Origin of the sequence: Microcella humidisoli, assembly GCF_024362325.1 — a bacterium.
In the GTDB taxonomy this organism is placed as follows: Bacteria; Actinomycetota; Actinomycetes; order Actinomycetales; family Microbacteriaceae; genus Microcella; species Microcella humidisoli.
In genome coordinates, this window is record NZ_CP101497.1 from 180,942 (window position 1) to 196,753 (window position 15,812).

A 15,812-nucleotide genomic window follows, 5' to 3' on the forward strand; every position below is an offset into this window, starting at 1 on the left:
CGCCGCCGCGCACTAGCCTGACGCCATGCGCCGCACCCTGCTCGTTCCCGCCGCCCTGATTGTCGCGCTCGCCGCCGGGTGCGCACCGACCCCCGTCACGGCGCCGACCGCCACGCCGAGCGAGACCGCCGCCCCGAGCAGCACGCCCACTCCGACGGCGGAGCCGATCGCGCTGCCCGATTGCGACACCATCTACTCCGACGCGGTCGTCGCGAGCCTCACGGGCGAGGGGCGCAGCCCGCTCGGCGACGTCAGCGGGCCGGGCATGGGGGGTTGGGGCACCGCCGACGACAACATCGAGGCCATACTCAGCGCGATCCCCGAGCGCGTGAGCTGCACCTGGGTCCTGCCCGCCACCGAGAGCGGCTCGACCACGTCAATCGCCCGGCTCGACGAGGCCACGCGCACGACGCTCATCGACGCGTTCACCGCGGCCGGATACGTCGTCGATGGCACGCTGTTCGAGATCGAGGTCGACTCCGAGATCGGCTCGTACAACGAGACCCACATCCTCGCCGACGGGTTCTGGGTCGGCAGCTACTTCTCGGGCGGCGACTCGGCGACGCTCACGGGCGACGCGCTCGCCCAGCTGCTGCCGTAGCGGCGCGGGCACGTCTGCACGGCGCTAGCCTCACCACTGCGGCGGGTGGATGCTTGCTCCGCGCCGCGCGCGCTCGAACTGGGCGCCCAGCGCGAGCAGGGTGGCCTCGCCGCCGGGCCGGCCGATGAGCTGCACGCCCATGGGCAGCCCCGGCTCCTCCGAGGTCGGCGGCGTGAGCCCCACCGGCAGGGTCAGCGCGGGCAGCCCGGCCACGTTGACGAAGCTCGTGTACGGCGTGTACTGCACCTGCTGCGTGAAGTTGCGCTCAGCATCCTCGGCGTCGTACCAGCCGAGTGGGCGCGGGGTCATTGCGAGCGCGGGCGTGAGCACGGCGTCGACGCTCGCCAGCCGGCGAATGACCCGGCGCTCGAAGCCGCTCAACCACGCGAGCGATTCGGCGAGCGTCTCGGCCGACAGCGCTCGACCCTGACCGACGAGCCAGGCGGTGAGCGGTTCGAGCAATGCGAGCTCGTCGGCCGTGCGGGCGGGAATGCCCGCGGCGCTCGCCATCCAGACGGTGCGGAAGTGGCGCGCGTAGTCGGGCTCGGGGTCGAGCGCGAGATCGTCGATGCCGTGCCCCAGCGTCGCGAAGGCCGCGACGGCCTCGTCAAGCGCCCACCGAGCCCCCGCATCCAGGGCGATGTCGGCGTACTCGTCCCACGGCGAGGTCGTCATGACCCCGAGCTGGTAGCGGCCTTCGCCGCGCACGGCGGCGCCGAGCAGGGGGCCGTGGTGCGGGTGCTCGCGACCGGAGGCGAGGGGTGGATCGATCGGAGCGCGCGTGGCGAACTCCCAGGGCGCCGCGGCGACGAGCGCATCGAGCATGAGCGCCGCGTCGGCGACCGTGCGGGCGATCGGGCCGGGCACGACGAGGCCCGCGAGGCGGTCGAGCCCGCTGCCCGCGGGAATGCGGCCGCGCGAAGGCTTGAGCCCCACGAGACCGCAGGCCGCGGCGGGGATGCGGATGCTGCCGCCGCCGTCGCTGCCGGGCGCGACGGGCAGCAGGCCCGCGGCGACGGCCGCCGCCGCTCCCCCGCTTGATCCCCCCGCACCGCGGCGCAGGTCGTAGGGCGTGCGCGCGGGCGGCGCGACCCGGCTCTCGGTGTACGAGGGCAGTCCGAACTCGGGCGCGGCCGTCGCCCCGAGGCTGATCGCGCCGGCGGCATCGAGGTGCTGCACGAGCTCGTCGTCAGTGGCGGGTACATGATCGGCGCGCAGGCGCGAGCCGAAGGTCGTGCGCTGACCGGCGCGCTGCACGAGCTCTTTGTCGGCGATCGGGATGCCCCACAGCGGCGCCGACCGCGCGACGAGCCCCTCGAGCGCCTCGGCGCGGGCGAGCGCGCGCTCGGCCTCGACGACCGTCAGGGCGCCCACCGCCGGGTTGTGACGCTCGATGCGCGCCAGGTAGTGCTCGACGAGCTCGCGCGGGCTGATGCGGCCGCGACGCAGCCACTCCCCCTGCTCGAGCGCGCTGAGGTGGTGGAGTTCGAACACCCTGCGAGCCTACGGCGGCGAGCTTGCGCGCCCGGCGCATATCGATTCGACAACGAAGGGCGCCCCGAGGGGCCCTGCGCCGTCCTGAGGCCTGAGAACGCCGGGGATCGACTGCTAGATTCGCCGCCGGGGGCCCGCTCGGGGCGCCCGTCCTCTCGGTTCGGTCACCTCGATAAGGAACACCATGATCGCGCAGCGCCTGCTCGTCGGCACCGCCGTCCTCGTCCTCGTCGGCGGTCTCGCCGCGTGCGCTCCCGCGGCCGAGCCGGTCGCCGAGCCCGAGGCTCCCGAGCCCACGCCCACGGCCGTCGAGACGACCGAGCCCGAACCCGAGCCCGTCTTCTTCACCATGCCCGCCGACTGCACGACGATCCTGCCGCAGTCGCGCCTCGACGCCTTCGCCGAGCAGAACCTCGAGCTGCTGGGCGGCCCGGGCGGCGTCTACGGCGACGAGTACTTCTTCGACCCGACGCCCGAGCAGCTCGCGGGCGGCATCAGCTGCGTCTACGCCGAGGACGGCGTCGACCTCTCGAGCCTGCTCATCAGCGTCGCACCGATCACGGCCGCGAACCGTGCGGGCATCGTCAACGACCTCACGGCGCAGGGCCTCAACGAGGCCACGACCGACGACGGCGCGGTCACCTACAGCCAGCAGGGCGACGAGGGCGTCGTGCCCGCGATCTACAACGTCATCACCGACGACAGCTGGATCTCCGTCATCAGCACCTTCGGCGGCGAGGTCTTCTACGAGGAGGCCGTGACGCTGGCCACCGAAGTCGCCGGCGAGGTCTACCAGTAGCAGCGGCTCAGCAGGCGCTCACCGGCGCCGGCCGAGCGACTTCTGCATCATGACGACGCCGAGCCATCGGCCGAACTTGAAGCCGACGCGCCCCATCGACCCGGTCGTCACGAAGCCGTAGCGCTCGTGCAGGGCGATCGAGCCCTCGGCACCGCGATCGGCGATCACGGCGATGACCTCCTTGACGCCCGCGGCCTTCGCGCGGTCGAGCAGCTCGCCCATGAGCGCCGTGCCGAGCCCCTTGCCCGTCGAGGCCGGGCCGAGGTAGATCGAGTTCTCGACCGTGAAGCGGTAGGCGGCCTTCTCCTTCCACGGGTACACGTAGGCGAAGCCCAGCACGACCCCGTTCGGGGAGACCGCGACGAGGAAGGGGTAGCCGAGCTCGCGCACCTTCGCGAACTTCTCGCGCAGCGCCGCCAGGGTCCACGGTGACTCGTCGAACGTCACCGTCGAGTTGGCCACGTAGTGGTTGTAGATCTCGCGAACGTCGGGAAGATCCTGCTCGACGGCCTCGCGCACGCTGAACGCGAACGGCGTCTCGGGCGCGGGGCGCTTGCGCAGGTGGGGCGGCAGGGTGCGACGGCGCTCGTACTCTTCCTCGAGCATCCCGCCCCTCTCTGCGCCTCGTTCTCGATGTCGACCGCGTCAGTCTACGGTCGCCGCTGGGGGGAGGCGCCAGTCGATCGGCGCGGCACCCTGCTCGGCGAGCAGCCGGTTCACGCGGCTGAACGGACGGGAACCGACGAAGCCCCGATGGGCCGACAGGGGGCTCGGATGCGCGCTCGCGACGACGGGAACGGCACCCAGAAGCGGCGCCGCGTCCGCCGCATCCCGCCCCCACAGCACGGCGACGAGCGGCCCTCCGCGCGCGCCGAGAGCCTGGAGCGCGCACGCGGTGACTTCCTCCCAGCCGCGCCCCCGGTGCGAGCCGGCGCGACCGGGCGCGACCGTGAGCACGCGGTTGAGCAGCAGCACACCCTGGTCGCTCCAGGCGCTCAGGTCGCCGTGCGCGGCCGGCGCGATGCCGAGGTCGTCGTGCAGCTCGCGGTACACGTTCGCGAGCGAGCGCGGCACGGGTCGCACGGCCGCGTCGACGGCGAAGCTCAGCCCGATCGGATGGCCGGGGGTCGGGTACGGGTCCTGCCCCACGATGACGACGCGCACGTCGCCGAGCGGGCGGGCGAAGGCGCGCAGCACGAGGTGCTCGGCGGGCAGGAACGGCGACCCCGTTGCGCTCTCGGCGCGCAGCTCGGCCAGGAGGGCGTCGATGCGGTCGGTGACCGGCTCCAGCGCCGCGGCCCAGTCGGGCGCCATGCCCGCCCGTGCCTCGCTCATGCGAGCACGCTACCGCGCCCCGCCGCGCGCTAGCATCGCGGAATGACCGAGCCCGCGAGCGTCTCGACCACCCCCTCCCCTCTGCGCGGGAAGGCCGGGGCCATCACGATGGGGCTCGTCGGCTACCTGTTCTTCGTCGAGTTCGTGAGCGGCGTGCTGCAGGGCTACTACGTGCCCCTCATCAGCGACCTCGTCGAGTACCTCGGCATCCGCGACGCCGACTTCAACTGGTTCGAGGCCGCGCAGCTGCTGCTGAGCGCGCTCGTCGTTCCCGTGCTCGCGAAGCTCGGCGACATGATCGGCCACAAGAAGGTGCTGCTCATCTCGACCGTGCTCACCGCCGGGGCCAGCTGGTGGCTCGTGTTCGCCGACTCGTTCTGGGTCTTCCTCGCGGCGTGGGCGCTGCAGGGGTTCTACGTCGTCTGGCTGCCGCTCGAGGTCGCGCTCATCTTCGACCGCGGCCGCCGCAGCGACACGGGCGCCTCGCAGACGCGGCGCGCGGCGGGCTACCTCGTCGTGGCGCTCGAGGCGGGCGCGATCGTCGGCGCCCTCGGCGGCGCACGCGTGTTCGCGGCCTTCAACGAGAACGTCACGCTGACGCTCATGATCCCCGCCATCGCCGTGACGGCGGCCTTCTTCGTGATCCTCTTCGGGGTGCCAGAGTCGACCCCCCAGCCAGGGCGCCGCCTCGACACGATCGGATTCATCCTGCTGACGATCGCGCTGCTCACCGTGACCTCGGGGCTCACCTTCCTGCGCATCAACGGCCCCGCCACGTGGTGGGTCTACGCGCTCATGGTCGTCGGCCTTCTGCTGCTGTACCCCTTCGGCCGGTGGGTGCTGAAGCACCCCGACCCGGCGATCGACCTGCGCGTGCTGCGGCAACCGAGCATGTGGCCCGTGCAGCTGACCGCCGGCCTCGTCGGCATCAGCATTCTCGGAGCGCAGGCACCGCTCAGCACCTTCGCCGGCACCGACCCCGCGAACGGCTTCGGGCTCGGCCTCGACGCGACCGAGCGGTCGTACATCATCGGCGCCTACCTCGTGGCGATGATCATCGGCGCCCTGCTCTTCCCGGTCGTCTCCCGCCGGTTCACGCCGCGTCTCGCCCTCATCGCCGCCTCGGTGACGGTCGGGCTCGGGTACCTGGCGTTCCTCGTCAACAACACGACCGCGGTGGGGGTCACCCTCAACATGGTCGTCGCGGGCATCGGCTCGGGCGCGCTCGTCGCGGCCCTGCCCGCCGCCGCGGCCGCCGCCGCGCCGCTCGGGCAGACCGGCATCGCGACGGGGCTCACCAACACCACCAAGACGATCGGCGGCGCCTTCGCGAGCGCCGTCTTCGCCGTCGTGCTCGTGCTCGCCGCGGGCCAGGCCGTCACCGAGACCGCGTCAAGCCTGCTCGGCTACCTCATCGTGTTCGCGATCTGCGGCGGAGCCGCGCTCGTCGCGGCCGCCTCCCTGCTGTTCGTGCCGCGGCTCGCCTTCGGCGACGTCGCGGCCGACGAGGCGCTGATCGACGCGCCGCGGTAGCGGGCTCAGTCCTCGCGCACCGCGAGGGGACGCCGGATGAGCTTGTGCTGGGCGGCCTGCGCCACCGGGCGCACGGTCAGCTCGTCGACGTTGACGTGGGCGGGTGCCTCGATCGCATGCACGACGAGCTCGGCGATGTCGTGCGCCGTCAGCGGGTGCTCGACGCCCTCGTACAGCGCATCGACCTTCTCGGCATCCCCGCCGAAGCGATTGAGCGCGAACTCGTCGGTGCGCACCATGCCGGGCGCCACCTGCATGACGCGCAGCGGCTCGCCCGCGAGCTCCAATCGCAGCGCGTGCATCATGCCGCGCAGCGCGAACTTGGCGGCGTTGTAGCCGCCGCCCGTCTCGTAGGCGATCTGCCCGGCCGTCGACGTGATGGCCAGGATGTCGCCGACCCCGCGCTCGCGCGCACCGGCCCGCAGGGCGGGCAGCAGGGCCGCGATGACCCGCTGCGCGCTCAGCACGTTGATGTCGAACATGCGCATCCAGTCGGCGGCGTCGGCCGACTCGACCGTGTCGGTGCCGATCGCGCCGCCCGCGACGGCGACGATGGCGTGGATCGGCCCGGAGGCGGCGACGTGCGCGCGCAGGGCATCCACCGCCGAGGCATCGGTCAGATCGGCCACGAAGGTCTCGCACCCCGTCTCGGCGGCGAGCGCCGCGAGCCGGTCGGCGCGGCGCGCGACGGCGATGACGCGCCACCCGTGGCCGCGCAGCAGGCGGGCCGTCGCCGCCCCGATTCCCGAGCTCGCACCGGTCACGACTGCTGTCAAGGGGGTCATGGGGCCACGCTACCTTCCCGGAGGCCCGCACTACCCTGGACGCATGGGGGCTACATCGACCTCGGCGCGCCCGCGGGTGCCGCTGTGGGATACAACACGATTCATCGCCATCGCGCTCGTCGTGACGGGGCACGCGATTCAGCGGCTCATCGCCGACTCCGACGCCGCGCTCGTGACCTACCTGTTCATCTACGCATTCCACATGCCGCTGTTCGCGATCATCAGCGGCTACTTCTCGAAGCCGGGCCCGCCGAACGAGCGGCAGATGCGGCGCGTCATCACCGACATCGTGCTGCCGTACTTCATCTTCGAGACCATCTGGACGGCGGTGCAGGCGATCGTCGAGGGCAACTGGACCCTCAACCCGACCCGGCCGTCGTGGACCCTGTGGTTCCTGCTCGCGCTCGGCATCTTCCGGCTCGTGCTGCCGTACCTGGCCCTCGTGCGGTGGCCGCTCGTGTGGTCGATCGCCCTCTCGGTCGGTGTCGGCTACTTCGGCAACGTCGACTCGACGTTCTCGCTCTCGCGCGCGATCGGCATCCTGCCCTTCTTCGTGCTCGGCTGGAAGCTGCACGAGTGGGGCGTGGTCGACCGCTGGCGGCTCGCCGACCCGCCGACCGCGATCGTGCGGTCGATCGCGGTCGTCGTGCTCGCCGCCTGGCTCGCCGTGCTCATCGCATTCATCGACGTGTGGCGCGCGATCGACCTGCGCTTCTGGTTCTTCTACGAGGACTCGTACCGCGACCTCGGGCAGGACGAATGGTGGGCGGGTCTCGTTCGGCTCGGGCTCATCGCGCTCGCGGCCCTGCTTTCGGCGGCGGTGCTCGTGCTCGTGCCGCGGCGCCCGATCGCCATCACCCCCTTCGGACAGGCCACGATGTACGTGTACCTGCTGCACAGCTTCGTGCTCTACCCGATTCGCGAGAGCGGCGTCATCGGCGGTGATGAGCGCTCCGACTGGCCGTGGCTCGTCGCGCTCGTGGCGTTCTCGCTGCTGCTCACGATCGCGCTCGCAAGCTCACCGGTTCGACGGCTCTTCCGTCCGCTCGTCGAGCCGAGGCCGCGCTGGCTGTTCCGCCCCGATCTGGATGCGCGCACGGGCCCGCTGCGCATCCAGCCCTCGCGCACCGACCCGACGGGCTCGCGCCGCGACCCGGAGCGCTGAGCCCGGCCACGAGCACTGAGCCCGGCGGCAGGTTACGGCGTGTGTCGGCCGGCATTGCCGCCGCCTGCGCGGAGTCGTACGGTTCGAGTCGAACCACCGACCCACGAGGAGACCCCCATGACCGCCAGCTGGAAGTTCGAGACCCTGCAGATCCACGCGGGCGCTCAGCCCGATCCGGTCACGAACGCGCGCGCGACGCCCGTGTACCGCACGACCGCCTACACGTTCAATGACGCGCAGCACGCCAAGAACCTCTTCGCGCTCGCCGAGTTCGGCAACATCTACACGCGCATCCAGAACCCCACGCAAGACGTGGTCGAGCAGCGCATCGCCGCGCTCGAGGGCGGTACGGCAGCCCTGCTGCTGTCGTCGGGCCAGGCCGCGACGACCTACGCCGTGCTCAACATCGCGCAGGCGGGCGACCACATCGTGTCGTCGTCGTCGATCTACGGCGGCACCTACAACCTCTTCACCTACACGCTCGCGAAGCTCGGCATCGAGGTGACCTTCGTCGAGAACCAGGATGACGCGGCCGCGTGGGCCGCCGCGATCCGCCCGAACACGAAGCTGCTGTTCGGCGAGACGATCGGCAACCCGAAGGTCAACATCCTCGACATCGCGGCGGTCGCCGAGGTCGCGCACGCGCACGGCCTCCCGCTCATCGTCGACAACACGATCGCGACGCCGTTCCTCATCCGTCCGCTCGAGCACGGCGCCGACATCGTCGTGCACTCGGCCACGAAGTTCCTCGGCGGCCACGGCACGGTGCTCGGCGGCGTCATCGTCGACGGCGGAAAGTTCGCCTGGTCGCAGAACACCGAGAAGTTCCCCGGCCTCACCGAGCCCGACCCCTCGTACCACGGGGCGAGCTACACGGGCGTGCTCGGCGATGGCATCGCCTACATCATCAAGGCGCGCGTGCAGCTGCTGCGCGACATCGGCGCCGCGATCTCGCCCGACAACGCCTGGCAGCTCATCCAGGGCATCGAGACGCTCAGCCTGCGCGTCGAGCGCCACGTGCAGAACGCCGAGGCGGTCGCCCACTGGCTCGAGGCGCACCCCGATGTCGCGAGCGTCAGCTACTCGGGCCTGCCGTCGAGCCCCTGGTATGCGGCCGGCCAGAAGTACGCGCCGAAGGGCGTGGGCGCGGTGCTCTCGTTCGAGCTGAAGGGCGGCGTGGATGCGGGGCGCGCGCTCGTCGACTCCGTCGAGCTCTTCAGCCACGTCGCCAACATCGGCGACGTGCGCAGCCTCATCATCCACCCGGCCTCGACGACGCACTCGCAGCTCACCCCCGAGCAGCAGCTGACGAGCGGCGTGACGCCGGGCCTCGTGCGACTGTCGGTCGGGCTCGAGAACCTCGACGACATCATCGCCGACCTCGAGGCGGGCTTCACGGCCGCGCGCGCGGTCGTCGCGGCCAACGCGGCGGTCTGAGCCGCGGCAGCCATTCGGCAGCGCTCACCGTGCCCCCGTCGTCATACGGCGGGGGCACGGCCGTGTCTGCGACAGAATGGGCACCAGCATGGACTGGCAGACGAGCGAAGACACGGTGCCCTCGGCATTCATCACCGAGGCCAATCGGCGCTCGATGCTGGGCACGCCGCCCACGACGGGCGCATGGCGCGAGGGCGACGATCCGGGCGATCGGCTGTTCCAGTCGCTCGGGCCGCTCGAGCTCGAGTCGGGTGCCCGGCTGCCGCACGTGCGCCTCGCCTACGAGACCTGGGGCACCCTGTCGGCCGCGCGCGACAACGCCGTGCTCGTCATGCACGCGCTCACGGGCGACAGCCACGTGGTCGGCCGACCGGGGGCGGGGCATGCGACCGCCGGCTGGTGGGGCGGCATCGTCGGGCCCGGCCGCGCGATCGACACCGACCGCTGGTTCGTCATCGCCGCCAACATGCTCGGCGGCTGCCAGGGCTCGACGGGCCCCTCGTCGTTCTCGCCCGACGGCTCCGAGTGGGGCTCGCGGTTTCCCTACCTGACGATCCGCGACCAGGTGGCGGCGCAGGTCATGCTCGCCGACGCGCTCGGCATCGAGCGGTTCGCGGCGATCGTCGGCGGGTCGATGGGCGGCATGCACGCGCTCGAGTGGGCGGTGCAGCATCCCGAACGGGTCGAACGGCTCGCCGTGCTCGCCGCCCCCGCGGTCTCGAGCGCCGACCAGATCGCCCTCAACTCGGTGCAGCTCGAGGCGATCCGCATGGACCCGCTGTTCCGCGACGGCGACTACTACGACGAGCCCGAGGGGCCGTACCGCGGGCTCGCGCTCGCGCGGCGCATGGCGCTGCTCAACTACCGCTCGCCGAGCGAGCTCAACGACCGCTTCGAGCGGTCCTGGCAGGGCGTGCTCGACCCGCTCGGTCACGGTGGCCGCTTCGCGGTCGAGAGCTACCTCGACTTCCACGGCAACAAGTTCACGCGGCGCTTCGACGCCGGCAGCTACATCACGCTCGTCGAGGCGATGAACTCGCACGACATCACGCGCGGTCGCGGCTCGCTCGCCGAGGCGGTCCGTGGCGTCACCGCGCGCACGCTCGTGCTCGGCATCGACAGCGACCGGCTGTTCCCCGTCGAGCAGCAGCAGGTGCTCGCGGCGAACCTTCCCTCGACCATCCACGGTGAGGAGGCCATCGTCATCTCCTCGCCCTTCGGGCACGACGCGTTCCTCATCGAGGACGACCTCGTCGGGCCCCCGATCGCGGCGCTGCTCGCCGACTAGGCGATCATGCCCCGCCGCCGCGCTCCCCTCGCTTCGCGCGTGGCAGCCGTGCTCGTGGTCGCATCGACGGCGCTGAGCGGATGCTCGCCCGCCGCCCCCTCCGACCTCGACTCGGCCGCCCTGCCCGGGCCGGTCACGGTCGCCGACGTCGCCGTCACCGCCGAGGTCTACCGCTCGCGCATCGACCCGGCGCGCGGCGGCATGCAGCTCTCGGTGCGCAACGACGGTGCCGTGCCGCTCACGATCGTCGGCGCCCGCCTCGAGTCGCCCGCGCTGCAGCAGCCGATCGTGCGCGAGCGCACGACCGTCATCGGCCCCGGCCTCACCCGCGACCTCGCCCTCACCCTCGCTCCCGCAGCGTGCCCGGACGAGGGTCCCGAGCCCCCTCAGGCGGTGCTCATCGTGCAGCTCATCGACGGCAGCACCGCCGAGGTCGCGGTGCCGACCGTCGACCGCATCGGTCAGTGGGCCGAGTGGGTGGCGGCCGAGTGCTTCGCGGCCGCCGTGGCCGAGCGGGTGGGGATCACGGTGCGACACGACGCGACGCGCGACGAGGGGGCGCACATCGGGCTGCTGCTCGACATCGCCCCGCGAGCCGGCGCCAGCGAGGCCGAGGTCGAGCTCGTGAGCCTCAGCGACACCGTGCTGTTCGGGCTCGTGCAGGCGAGCGACGGCACCCGGGTGACGAAGGCGCTCCTGCCGACCGGCACGGGGGGCGGCGCGGCGGCGGTGAGCATCCCGCTGCTGCTCACGCCGGCGCGGTGTGACGCGCACGCCCTCGCCGACGACAAGCAGGGCACGCTCTTCCGCATCGACGTCGTCCTCGACGGCGAGCCCGGCACCGTGACGATCGCCGCCGATGCGGCAACGCGGGGCGGGCTGTACGACGCGTTCCGACGCGCGTGCGGGCTGTAGGGGTTGTCCCTCGTTCGAGTGCCAGACTGAGCGCCATGGAGCTCATCGAGAAGGAGCGGCGTCGGCTGCTCCAGTCGGCGGCTCGCGCGTTCGGGCTCAGTGGCGTGATCATCGCCGCGGTGTGCTTGTCTCTGCCGGGGGTCGTCGACCCCGACGTGCTGCCCTCGGTGCTCATCCTGCTCGCCGGGCAGGCCGGGTCGCTCGTGATGGTCGGCCGCAGCGGGCACCTCGGCTGGGTCGCCCTCACGATCGTGCTCGGCTGCGGGGCCCTCGCGCTCGCCCAGCTGCCGTGGGGCCAGTCGACCTCGCTCGCGCTCTCGACCTCGCTCGCCCCGCTCGGCGCCGCCGGGCTCGGCGCCGTCGGCATGGTGCTCAGCGAGAGCACCGGACGCTGGCTGCTCTGGGCGGGCGGCACTCTCGTCAGCAGCCTGCTCGTGGCCACGGCGGGCCCGACGAGCGCGTTCTTCTCGACCTCGGCGATCGCGACGCTCGCCGGCTGGGTCATCACGCTCATCATCGGCCTGTGGGTGACGGTCGGCGTGCAGCGGGCGGTTCGGCGCATCGAGAACATCGGGCGCGCCCATCACCTCGAGCGGCAGGCGAGCGAGACCGAGGCCCAGCGTCGCCAGAGCGCGCGGCTGCTGCACGACACCGTGCTCGCCACGCTCACGCTGCTCGCCCACTCGGGCGTCGGTGTCACCGCCGCTGCGCTGCGCGAGCAGGCGGGTGAGGACGCCCGGCTGCTGCGCCAGCTGCGGCTCGGCTCGACTCCCATGCCGCAGTTCTCGGGCGTGTACAGCCTCGAGCCTGTCGCCGAGACGCCGCTCGGCACGACGCTCGAGTCGGTCAAGCAGCGCTTCCTGCGCATGGGGCTCTCGGTGCGCTGGCACGGCAGCGGGCAGGTGCTGCTGCCGAGCGACGTGCTCGACGCCTTCCTGCTCGCGCTCGCCGAGTGCCTCGAGAACGTGCGCCGGCACGCGGGCGTCGACGAGGCCGACGTCACGATCACGCAGGGCGATGACGTGCTGCGCGCGGTCGTCACCGACGCCGGGGTGGGCTTCGACCCGAGCGAGGTCGCGGCCGAGCGGCTCGGGTTCACCGAGTCGGTGGTCGCCCGCCTGCACGACGTCGGCGGCAACGCGCGCGTCTTCTCGACCCCCGGTGCCGGCACGACCGTGATTCTCGAGGTGCCGCGGTGAGCGCCCGATACACACCTCCCGACGAGACGACCCTCGGTGGGCTCGTGCGCCCTGCGGGCGCGCGGTCGTCGACGCGGCGCGGCACCCCCACCTCGACGCATGCCTCGGCGCTCGGCTCGGGGTTTCTCGGTCTGGGCGTGGCGATCATCGCCGCCCTGCAGTCGATGCTCGGCATCGCGCTCTTCCTGCTGCGCATCGACGAGTACCCCTCGGTGCTGCCGGTCGCCGGAGCCTGGCTGCTGCTCATGGTGACGTTCCTCGGGCTCACGATCACGATCTCGGCGAGCGGCGAGCGGCTGCCCGACTGGCTCTACGCGGTGTTCCTCGCGGCGCTCTCCGCCGTCGTGTGGCTCGACTTCGTCGCGATCGCGCCGCTCGGCGACATCGGTCGCCACGCCACCGCCTCGGTCTCGGCCGGCTTCGTGCTGCTCGTCATCGTGACGCTGCGATCACGATGGGAGGTGTTGCTCGCGACCTCCGCGCTCGGCGTCGCCTTCGTCGTCGCCATTCTGCTCACGACGCCGCTCACCCCCGTCACGATCCCCTCGCAGCTCGTCACGGTCGCCCTCGCGGTCGGCCCCGGCATCACGGGCGTGCTGCTGGTCAGCGGCTTCGAGCGGATGCTCAAGCGCGAGCTCGACCGCGTTCTCGTGCAGTCGACCGTGACCGCCCCGCGCCTCGCGGTCGGCATGCTCGCAAGCGAGGAGCTCGCGCGCCTCGACCTCGATGCCGAGGAGCTGCTCGAGGCCGTCGCCACGGGAGAAGCGCCGCTGCCGCTGCCCGCGGTCTACTCGTCGCGGGCCTCGACGCTCGCGACCGAGCTGCGTCTGCACCTCATCGAGGGTCGGCGCGAAACGTGGTTGTTCCACGCGATCACCGAGTCGGAGCATCTGGGGCGGCGCGTCACGGTGAGCGACCCCGCGACGCTCGCGGGGCTGCTCGATGACGTGCAGCGTGACTCGCTGCTCGCGGCCCTGTGGCTGCTGGCCGCCGACCCGGCGGGTGCTTCGCCGACGCGGGCCGTGACGGTCGAGCTCGGCCCGCTCGATCCGCAGCGCTCCCCCGCGGGCGGGCGCCTCGTGATCCCCGTGCGCGTCGAGGTCACGGGGCTGAAACGGAATCGTGTCGACCCCGGTGTGTGGGAGGCCCTCGACCGGGTCGGGCGCTACAGTGACAGCACGGCGAGCGGCACGGTCGTGGTCGAGCTCGACTGCACGGTCGACAACCCGGTCGACGCCGCCCGTACGCTCTGAACACGAACCGCCCGAGACCCCAGGAGGCACCGCGATGGCGCAGTCCACGCCCATTCGACTGGCTCTCGTCGACGACCACCGCATGCTGCTCGGAGCGCTCACCGAGTGGATCCGTCAGGCGGCCGACGACATCGAGATGGTGGCCGCGGTCGCGTCGTGGCCCGATCTGCTCTCGCACCCCGCCTTCCCCGTCGACGTCGTGCTGCTCGACCTCGACCTGAAAGACAACATCCCCGTCTCGCTCAAGATCCAGACCCTCAAGTCGATGAACGTGCGCGTCGTGCTCATGAGCACCTACAGCGAGCCGAACGTCGTGCGCGAGGCGCTCAACGCCGGCGCCCTCGGCTACCTCGTGAAGAGCGAGGACGCGGGCATGATCGTCGAGGCCATCCGCGCCGCGCGGGCGGGAGAGTCGTTCATCTCGGCCGAGCTCGACCTGGCCCTCAACGCCGCCGACATCGGCGGCTCGCCTCGGCTCAGCGCGCAAGAGCGCCGGGTCATGGCTCTGTACGGGGCCGGCGAGCCCGTGAAGACCGTGGCGTACCAGCTCGGCATCTCGGAGGAGACCGCCAAGAGCTACCTCAAGCGCATCCGCGAGAAGTACCGCATCGCGGGCATCGATGTGGGTACGAAGGTCGCGCTGCGCAAGCAGGCCATCTCCGATGGCATCCTCGTGGATGCTCCCGGCGGGGGCGGCGGCCTCTAGGCCTGCACTGCTGCCGTCGGGGCGCTAGTCCGCGAGCCGTGCGCGGCGCTCGAGCGCCACGCTCACGGTCGCGAGCACGACGCCCCCGAGGGCGAGCAGCAGCCCGACCCACGCCGGCGTCAGGTAGCCCCAGCCGGCCGCGACGACGAGGCCACCGAGGAACGCGCCGAGCGCGTTGCCGACATTGAGGGCCGAGTGGTTGAGGGCCGCGGCGAGCGTCTGGGAGTCGCCCGCAACATCCATCAACCGCGTCTGGATGACGGGCGACATGATCGAGGCGGTGAACCCGACGAGGAACGTGCCGGCGACGAGGCCGACCGGCGTCGTGCCGGTGAGCCCGAGCAGCGCGAGCGAGCCGATGAGGCCCGCGAAGCCGAAGAACATGGCGCGCGCCGTGCCCGCGTCGGCGAGCCGCCCGCCGATGATGTTGCCGATGGTGAGGCCGATGCCCGTGCTCGCGAGCACCCACGGCACGGCGCCGCCCGGCATCCCCGCCGAGTCGGTGACCATGGGTGCGATGTAGCTGTAGACGGCGAAGAAGCCGCCGAAGCCGATTGCGCCGACGGCCACGGCGACCCAGACCTGCAGACTGCCGAACGCGGCGAGTTCGCGACGCACCGTCGAGTTGGCGTCACCGGGCTGCCAGGGCACGAGGATGCGCACGGCGACGAAGGTGGCCGCGAACAGGGCGGCGACGACGAGGTAGGCGGCGCGCCAGCCCGCGGACTGGCCGACGGCCGTGATGAGGGGCACGCCGATGACGGTGGCGACCGTCAGGCCGCTGAGCACGAGGGCGACGCCCTGGCCGCGCTTGCCCGGGCCCATGAGACTCGCAGCGACGAGCGCCGCGACGCCGAAGTAGGCGCCGTGCGGGAGCCCGGCGAGAAAGCGCGCGGCGATGACCAGCTCGAAGGTCGGCAGGGTCGCCGAGGCGACAGTGCCGAGGGTGAAGGCGGCGGCGAGCCACAGCAGCAGACGCCGACGCGGAACCCGGCCCGCGACCGCCGCGATCGTCGGGGCGCCGACGACGACGCCCAGCGCATAGGCCGTGATGACCCAGCCCGACTGGCCGATCGCCTCCTCGGTGTTGGCGGCGTAGAGGCCGGGCAGCAGGTCGCGCGCGATCTCGGGCAGCAGCCCCATCGCCACGAACTCGGTCGAGCCGATGCCGAAGCCGCCGAGCGCGAGCGCGAGGAGCGCGGCGTAGACGCGGGCGCGGCTCAGGGGGCCCCGCTCGGCACCTCCGTGCGCCCGGCGATGCTGCTCGTCATGGTCGCGCTGTTGCCGCGCATAGGCAGCGGC

General features: G+C 72.2%; 15 protein-coding genes. 10 read left to right on the forward strand and 5 right to left on the reverse strand.

All coding sequences use genetic code 11. The features are described from left to right. Positions 1-25 precede the first annotated feature (25 nt). Positions 26-601: a hypothetical protein gene (locus tag NNL39_RS00785; RefSeq protein WP_255159820.1), complete on the forward strand. Its 576-nt coding sequence runs from the start codon at positions 26-28 to the stop codon at positions 599-601. Between the two features lie 30 nt (positions 602-631). Here NNL39_RS00785 and NNL39_RS00790 read toward each other — a convergent pair whose 3' ends face one another. After that, positions 632-2,095: an amidase gene (locus tag NNL39_RS00790; protein ID WP_255159821.1), complete on the reverse strand. Its 1,464-nt coding sequence runs from the start codon at positions 2,093-2,095 to the stop codon at positions 632-634. 184 nt (positions 2,096-2,279) lie between these two features. Here NNL39_RS00790 and NNL39_RS00795 point away from each other — a divergent pair, with 184 nt between their 5' ends. Next, positions 2,280-2,894: a hypothetical protein gene (locus tag NNL39_RS00795; protein ID WP_255159822.1), complete on the forward strand. Its 615-nt coding sequence runs from the start codon at positions 2,280-2,282 to the stop codon at positions 2,892-2,894. An 18-nt stretch (positions 2,895-2,912) separates the two neighbouring features. Here NNL39_RS00795 and NNL39_RS00800 read toward each other — a convergent pair whose 3' ends face one another. Both NNL39_RS00800 and NNL39_RS00805 read right to left on the reverse strand, forming a co-directional pair. Then, positions 2,913-3,500 carry a GNAT family N-acetyltransferase gene (locus NNL39_RS00800; RefSeq protein WP_255159823.1) on the reverse strand — a complete coding sequence of 196 codons (588 nt, stop codon included), beginning with the start codon at positions 3,498-3,500 and terminating at the stop codon, positions 2,913-2,915. Positions 3,501-3,539: 39 nt separating this feature from the next. Continuing rightward, a complete protein-coding gene (locus tag NNL39_RS00805; protein ID WP_255159824.1) occupies positions 3,540-4,229 on the reverse strand; it encodes a uracil-DNA glycosylase in 690 nt (229 codons plus the stop codon). 42 nt (positions 4,230-4,271) lie between these two features. On the opposite strand from NNL39_RS00805, the gene NNL39_RS00810 reads away from it, so the two are divergent. Continuing rightward, the gene (locus tag NNL39_RS00810; RefSeq protein WP_255159825.1) at positions 4,272-5,762 is read left to right on the forward strand and encodes an MFS transporter; all 1,491 of its coding nucleotides are present in this window, start codon (positions 4,272-4,274) and stop codon (positions 5,760-5,762) included. 5 nt (positions 5,763-5,767) lie between these two features. On the opposite strand, the gene NNL39_RS00815 is transcribed toward NNL39_RS00810, so the two are convergent. After that, positions 5,768-6,547: an SDR family oxidoreductase gene (locus NNL39_RS00815; protein WP_255159826.1), complete on the reverse strand. Its 780-nt coding sequence runs from the start codon at positions 6,545-6,547 to the stop codon at positions 5,768-5,770. Positions 6,548-6,590: 43 nt separating this feature from the next. Here NNL39_RS00815 and NNL39_RS00820 point away from each other — a divergent pair, with 43 nt between their 5' ends. From NNL39_RS00820 to NNL39_RS00850, 7 genes are all read left to right on the forward strand, one after another. Continuing rightward, on the forward strand, positions 6,591-7,712 hold the full coding sequence (locus NNL39_RS00820; protein ID WP_255159827.1) for an acyltransferase family protein: 1,122 nt from the start codon (positions 6,591-6,593) through the stop codon (positions 7,710-7,712). Positions 7,713-7,829: 117 nt separating this feature from the next. Further along, positions 7,830-9,149, forward strand: a complete 1,320-nt coding sequence (locus NNL39_RS00825; protein ID WP_407665127.1) for a bifunctional o-acetylhomoserine/o-acetylserine sulfhydrylase — start codon at positions 7,830-7,832, stop codon at positions 9,147-9,149. A gap of 88 nt (positions 9,150-9,237) precedes the next feature. Next, positions 9,238-10,437 (forward strand): homoserine O-acetyltransferase MetX, encoded by a 1,200-nt coding sequence (gene metX / locus NNL39_RS00830; RefSeq protein ID WP_255159829.1) that lies wholly within the window; start codon positions 9,238-9,240, stop codon positions 10,435-10,437. A 6-nt stretch (positions 10,438-10,443) separates the two neighbouring features. Further along, positions 10,444-11,352, forward strand: a complete 909-nt coding sequence (locus NNL39_RS00835) for a hypothetical protein (protein ID WP_255159830.1) — start codon at positions 10,444-10,446, stop codon at positions 11,350-11,352. A 35-nt stretch (positions 11,353-11,387) separates the two neighbouring features. Beyond that, entirely contained in the window at positions 11,388-12,551 is a 1,164-nt protein-coding gene (locus NNL39_RS00840; RefSeq protein WP_255159831.1) for a sensor histidine kinase, read from the forward strand. After that, entirely contained in the window at positions 12,548-13,804 is a 1,257-nt protein-coding gene (locus tag NNL39_RS00845) for a hypothetical protein (RefSeq protein WP_255159832.1), read from the forward strand. Before NNL39_RS00840 ends, NNL39_RS00845 begins: the two co-directional genes overlap by 4 nt. A 34-nt stretch (positions 13,805-13,838) precedes the next feature. After that, a complete protein-coding gene (locus NNL39_RS00850) occupies positions 13,839-14,510 on the forward strand; it encodes a response regulator (RefSeq protein WP_255159833.1) in 672 nt (223 codons plus the stop codon). A 24-nt stretch (positions 14,511-14,534) separates the two neighbouring features. Here NNL39_RS00850 and NNL39_RS00855 read toward each other — a convergent pair whose 3' ends face one another. Continuing rightward, a complete protein-coding gene (locus NNL39_RS00855; protein WP_255160970.1) occupies positions 14,535-15,734 on the reverse strand; it encodes an MFS transporter in 1,200 nt (399 codons plus the stop codon). Between the last annotated feature and the right edge of the window lie 78 nt (positions 15,735-15,812).

What these genes read in the sequence shown, in the direction of transcription:
- NNL39_RS00850 (WP_255159833.1), top strand. Translation starts at nt 13,839, where the DNA reads ATGGCGCAGTCCACGCCCATTCGACTGGCTCTCGTCGACGACCACCGC.
- NNL39_RS00785 (WP_255159820.1), top strand. Translation starts at nt 26, where the DNA reads ATGCGCCGCACCCTGCTCGTTCCCGCCGCCCTGATTGTCGCGCTCGCC.
- metX (WP_255159829.1), top strand. Translation starts at nt 9,238, where the DNA reads ATGGACTGGCAGACGAGCGAAGACACGGTGCCCTCGGCATTCATCACC.
- NNL39_RS00835 (WP_255159830.1), top strand. Translation starts at nt 10,444, where the DNA reads ATGCCCCGCCGCCGCGCTCCCCTCGCTTCGCGCGTGGCAGCCGTGCTC.
- NNL39_RS00840 (WP_255159831.1), top strand. Translation starts at nt 11,388, where the DNA reads ATGGAGCTCATCGAGAAGGAGCGGCGTCGGCTGCTCCAGTCGGCGGCT.
- NNL39_RS00815 (WP_255159826.1), bottom strand. Translation starts at nt 6,547, where the DNA reads ATGACCCCCTTGACAGCAGTCGTGACCGGTGCGAGCTCGGGAATCGGG.
- NNL39_RS00820 (WP_255159827.1), top strand. Translation starts at nt 6,591, where the DNA reads ATGGGGGCTACATCGACCTCGGCGCGCCCGCGGGTGCCGCTGTGGGAT.
- NNL39_RS00810 (WP_255159825.1), top strand. Translation starts at nt 4,272, where the DNA reads ATGACCGAGCCCGCGAGCGTCTCGACCACCCCCTCCCCTCTGCGCGGG.
- NNL39_RS00795 (WP_255159822.1), top strand. Translation starts at nt 2,280, where the DNA reads ATGATCGCGCAGCGCCTGCTCGTCGGCACCGCCGTCCTCGTCCTCGTC.
- NNL39_RS00825 (WP_407665127.1), top strand. Translation starts at nt 7,830, where the DNA reads ATGACCGCCAGCTGGAAGTTCGAGACCCTGCAGATCCACGCGGGCGCT.
- NNL39_RS00800 (WP_255159823.1), bottom strand. Translation starts at nt 3,500, where the DNA reads ATGCTCGAGGAAGAGTACGAGCGCCGTCGCACCCTGCCGCCCCACCTG.
- NNL39_RS00805 (WP_255159824.1), bottom strand. Translation starts at nt 4,229, where the DNA reads ATGAGCGAGGCACGGGCGGGCATGGCGCCCGACTGGGCCGCGGCGCTG.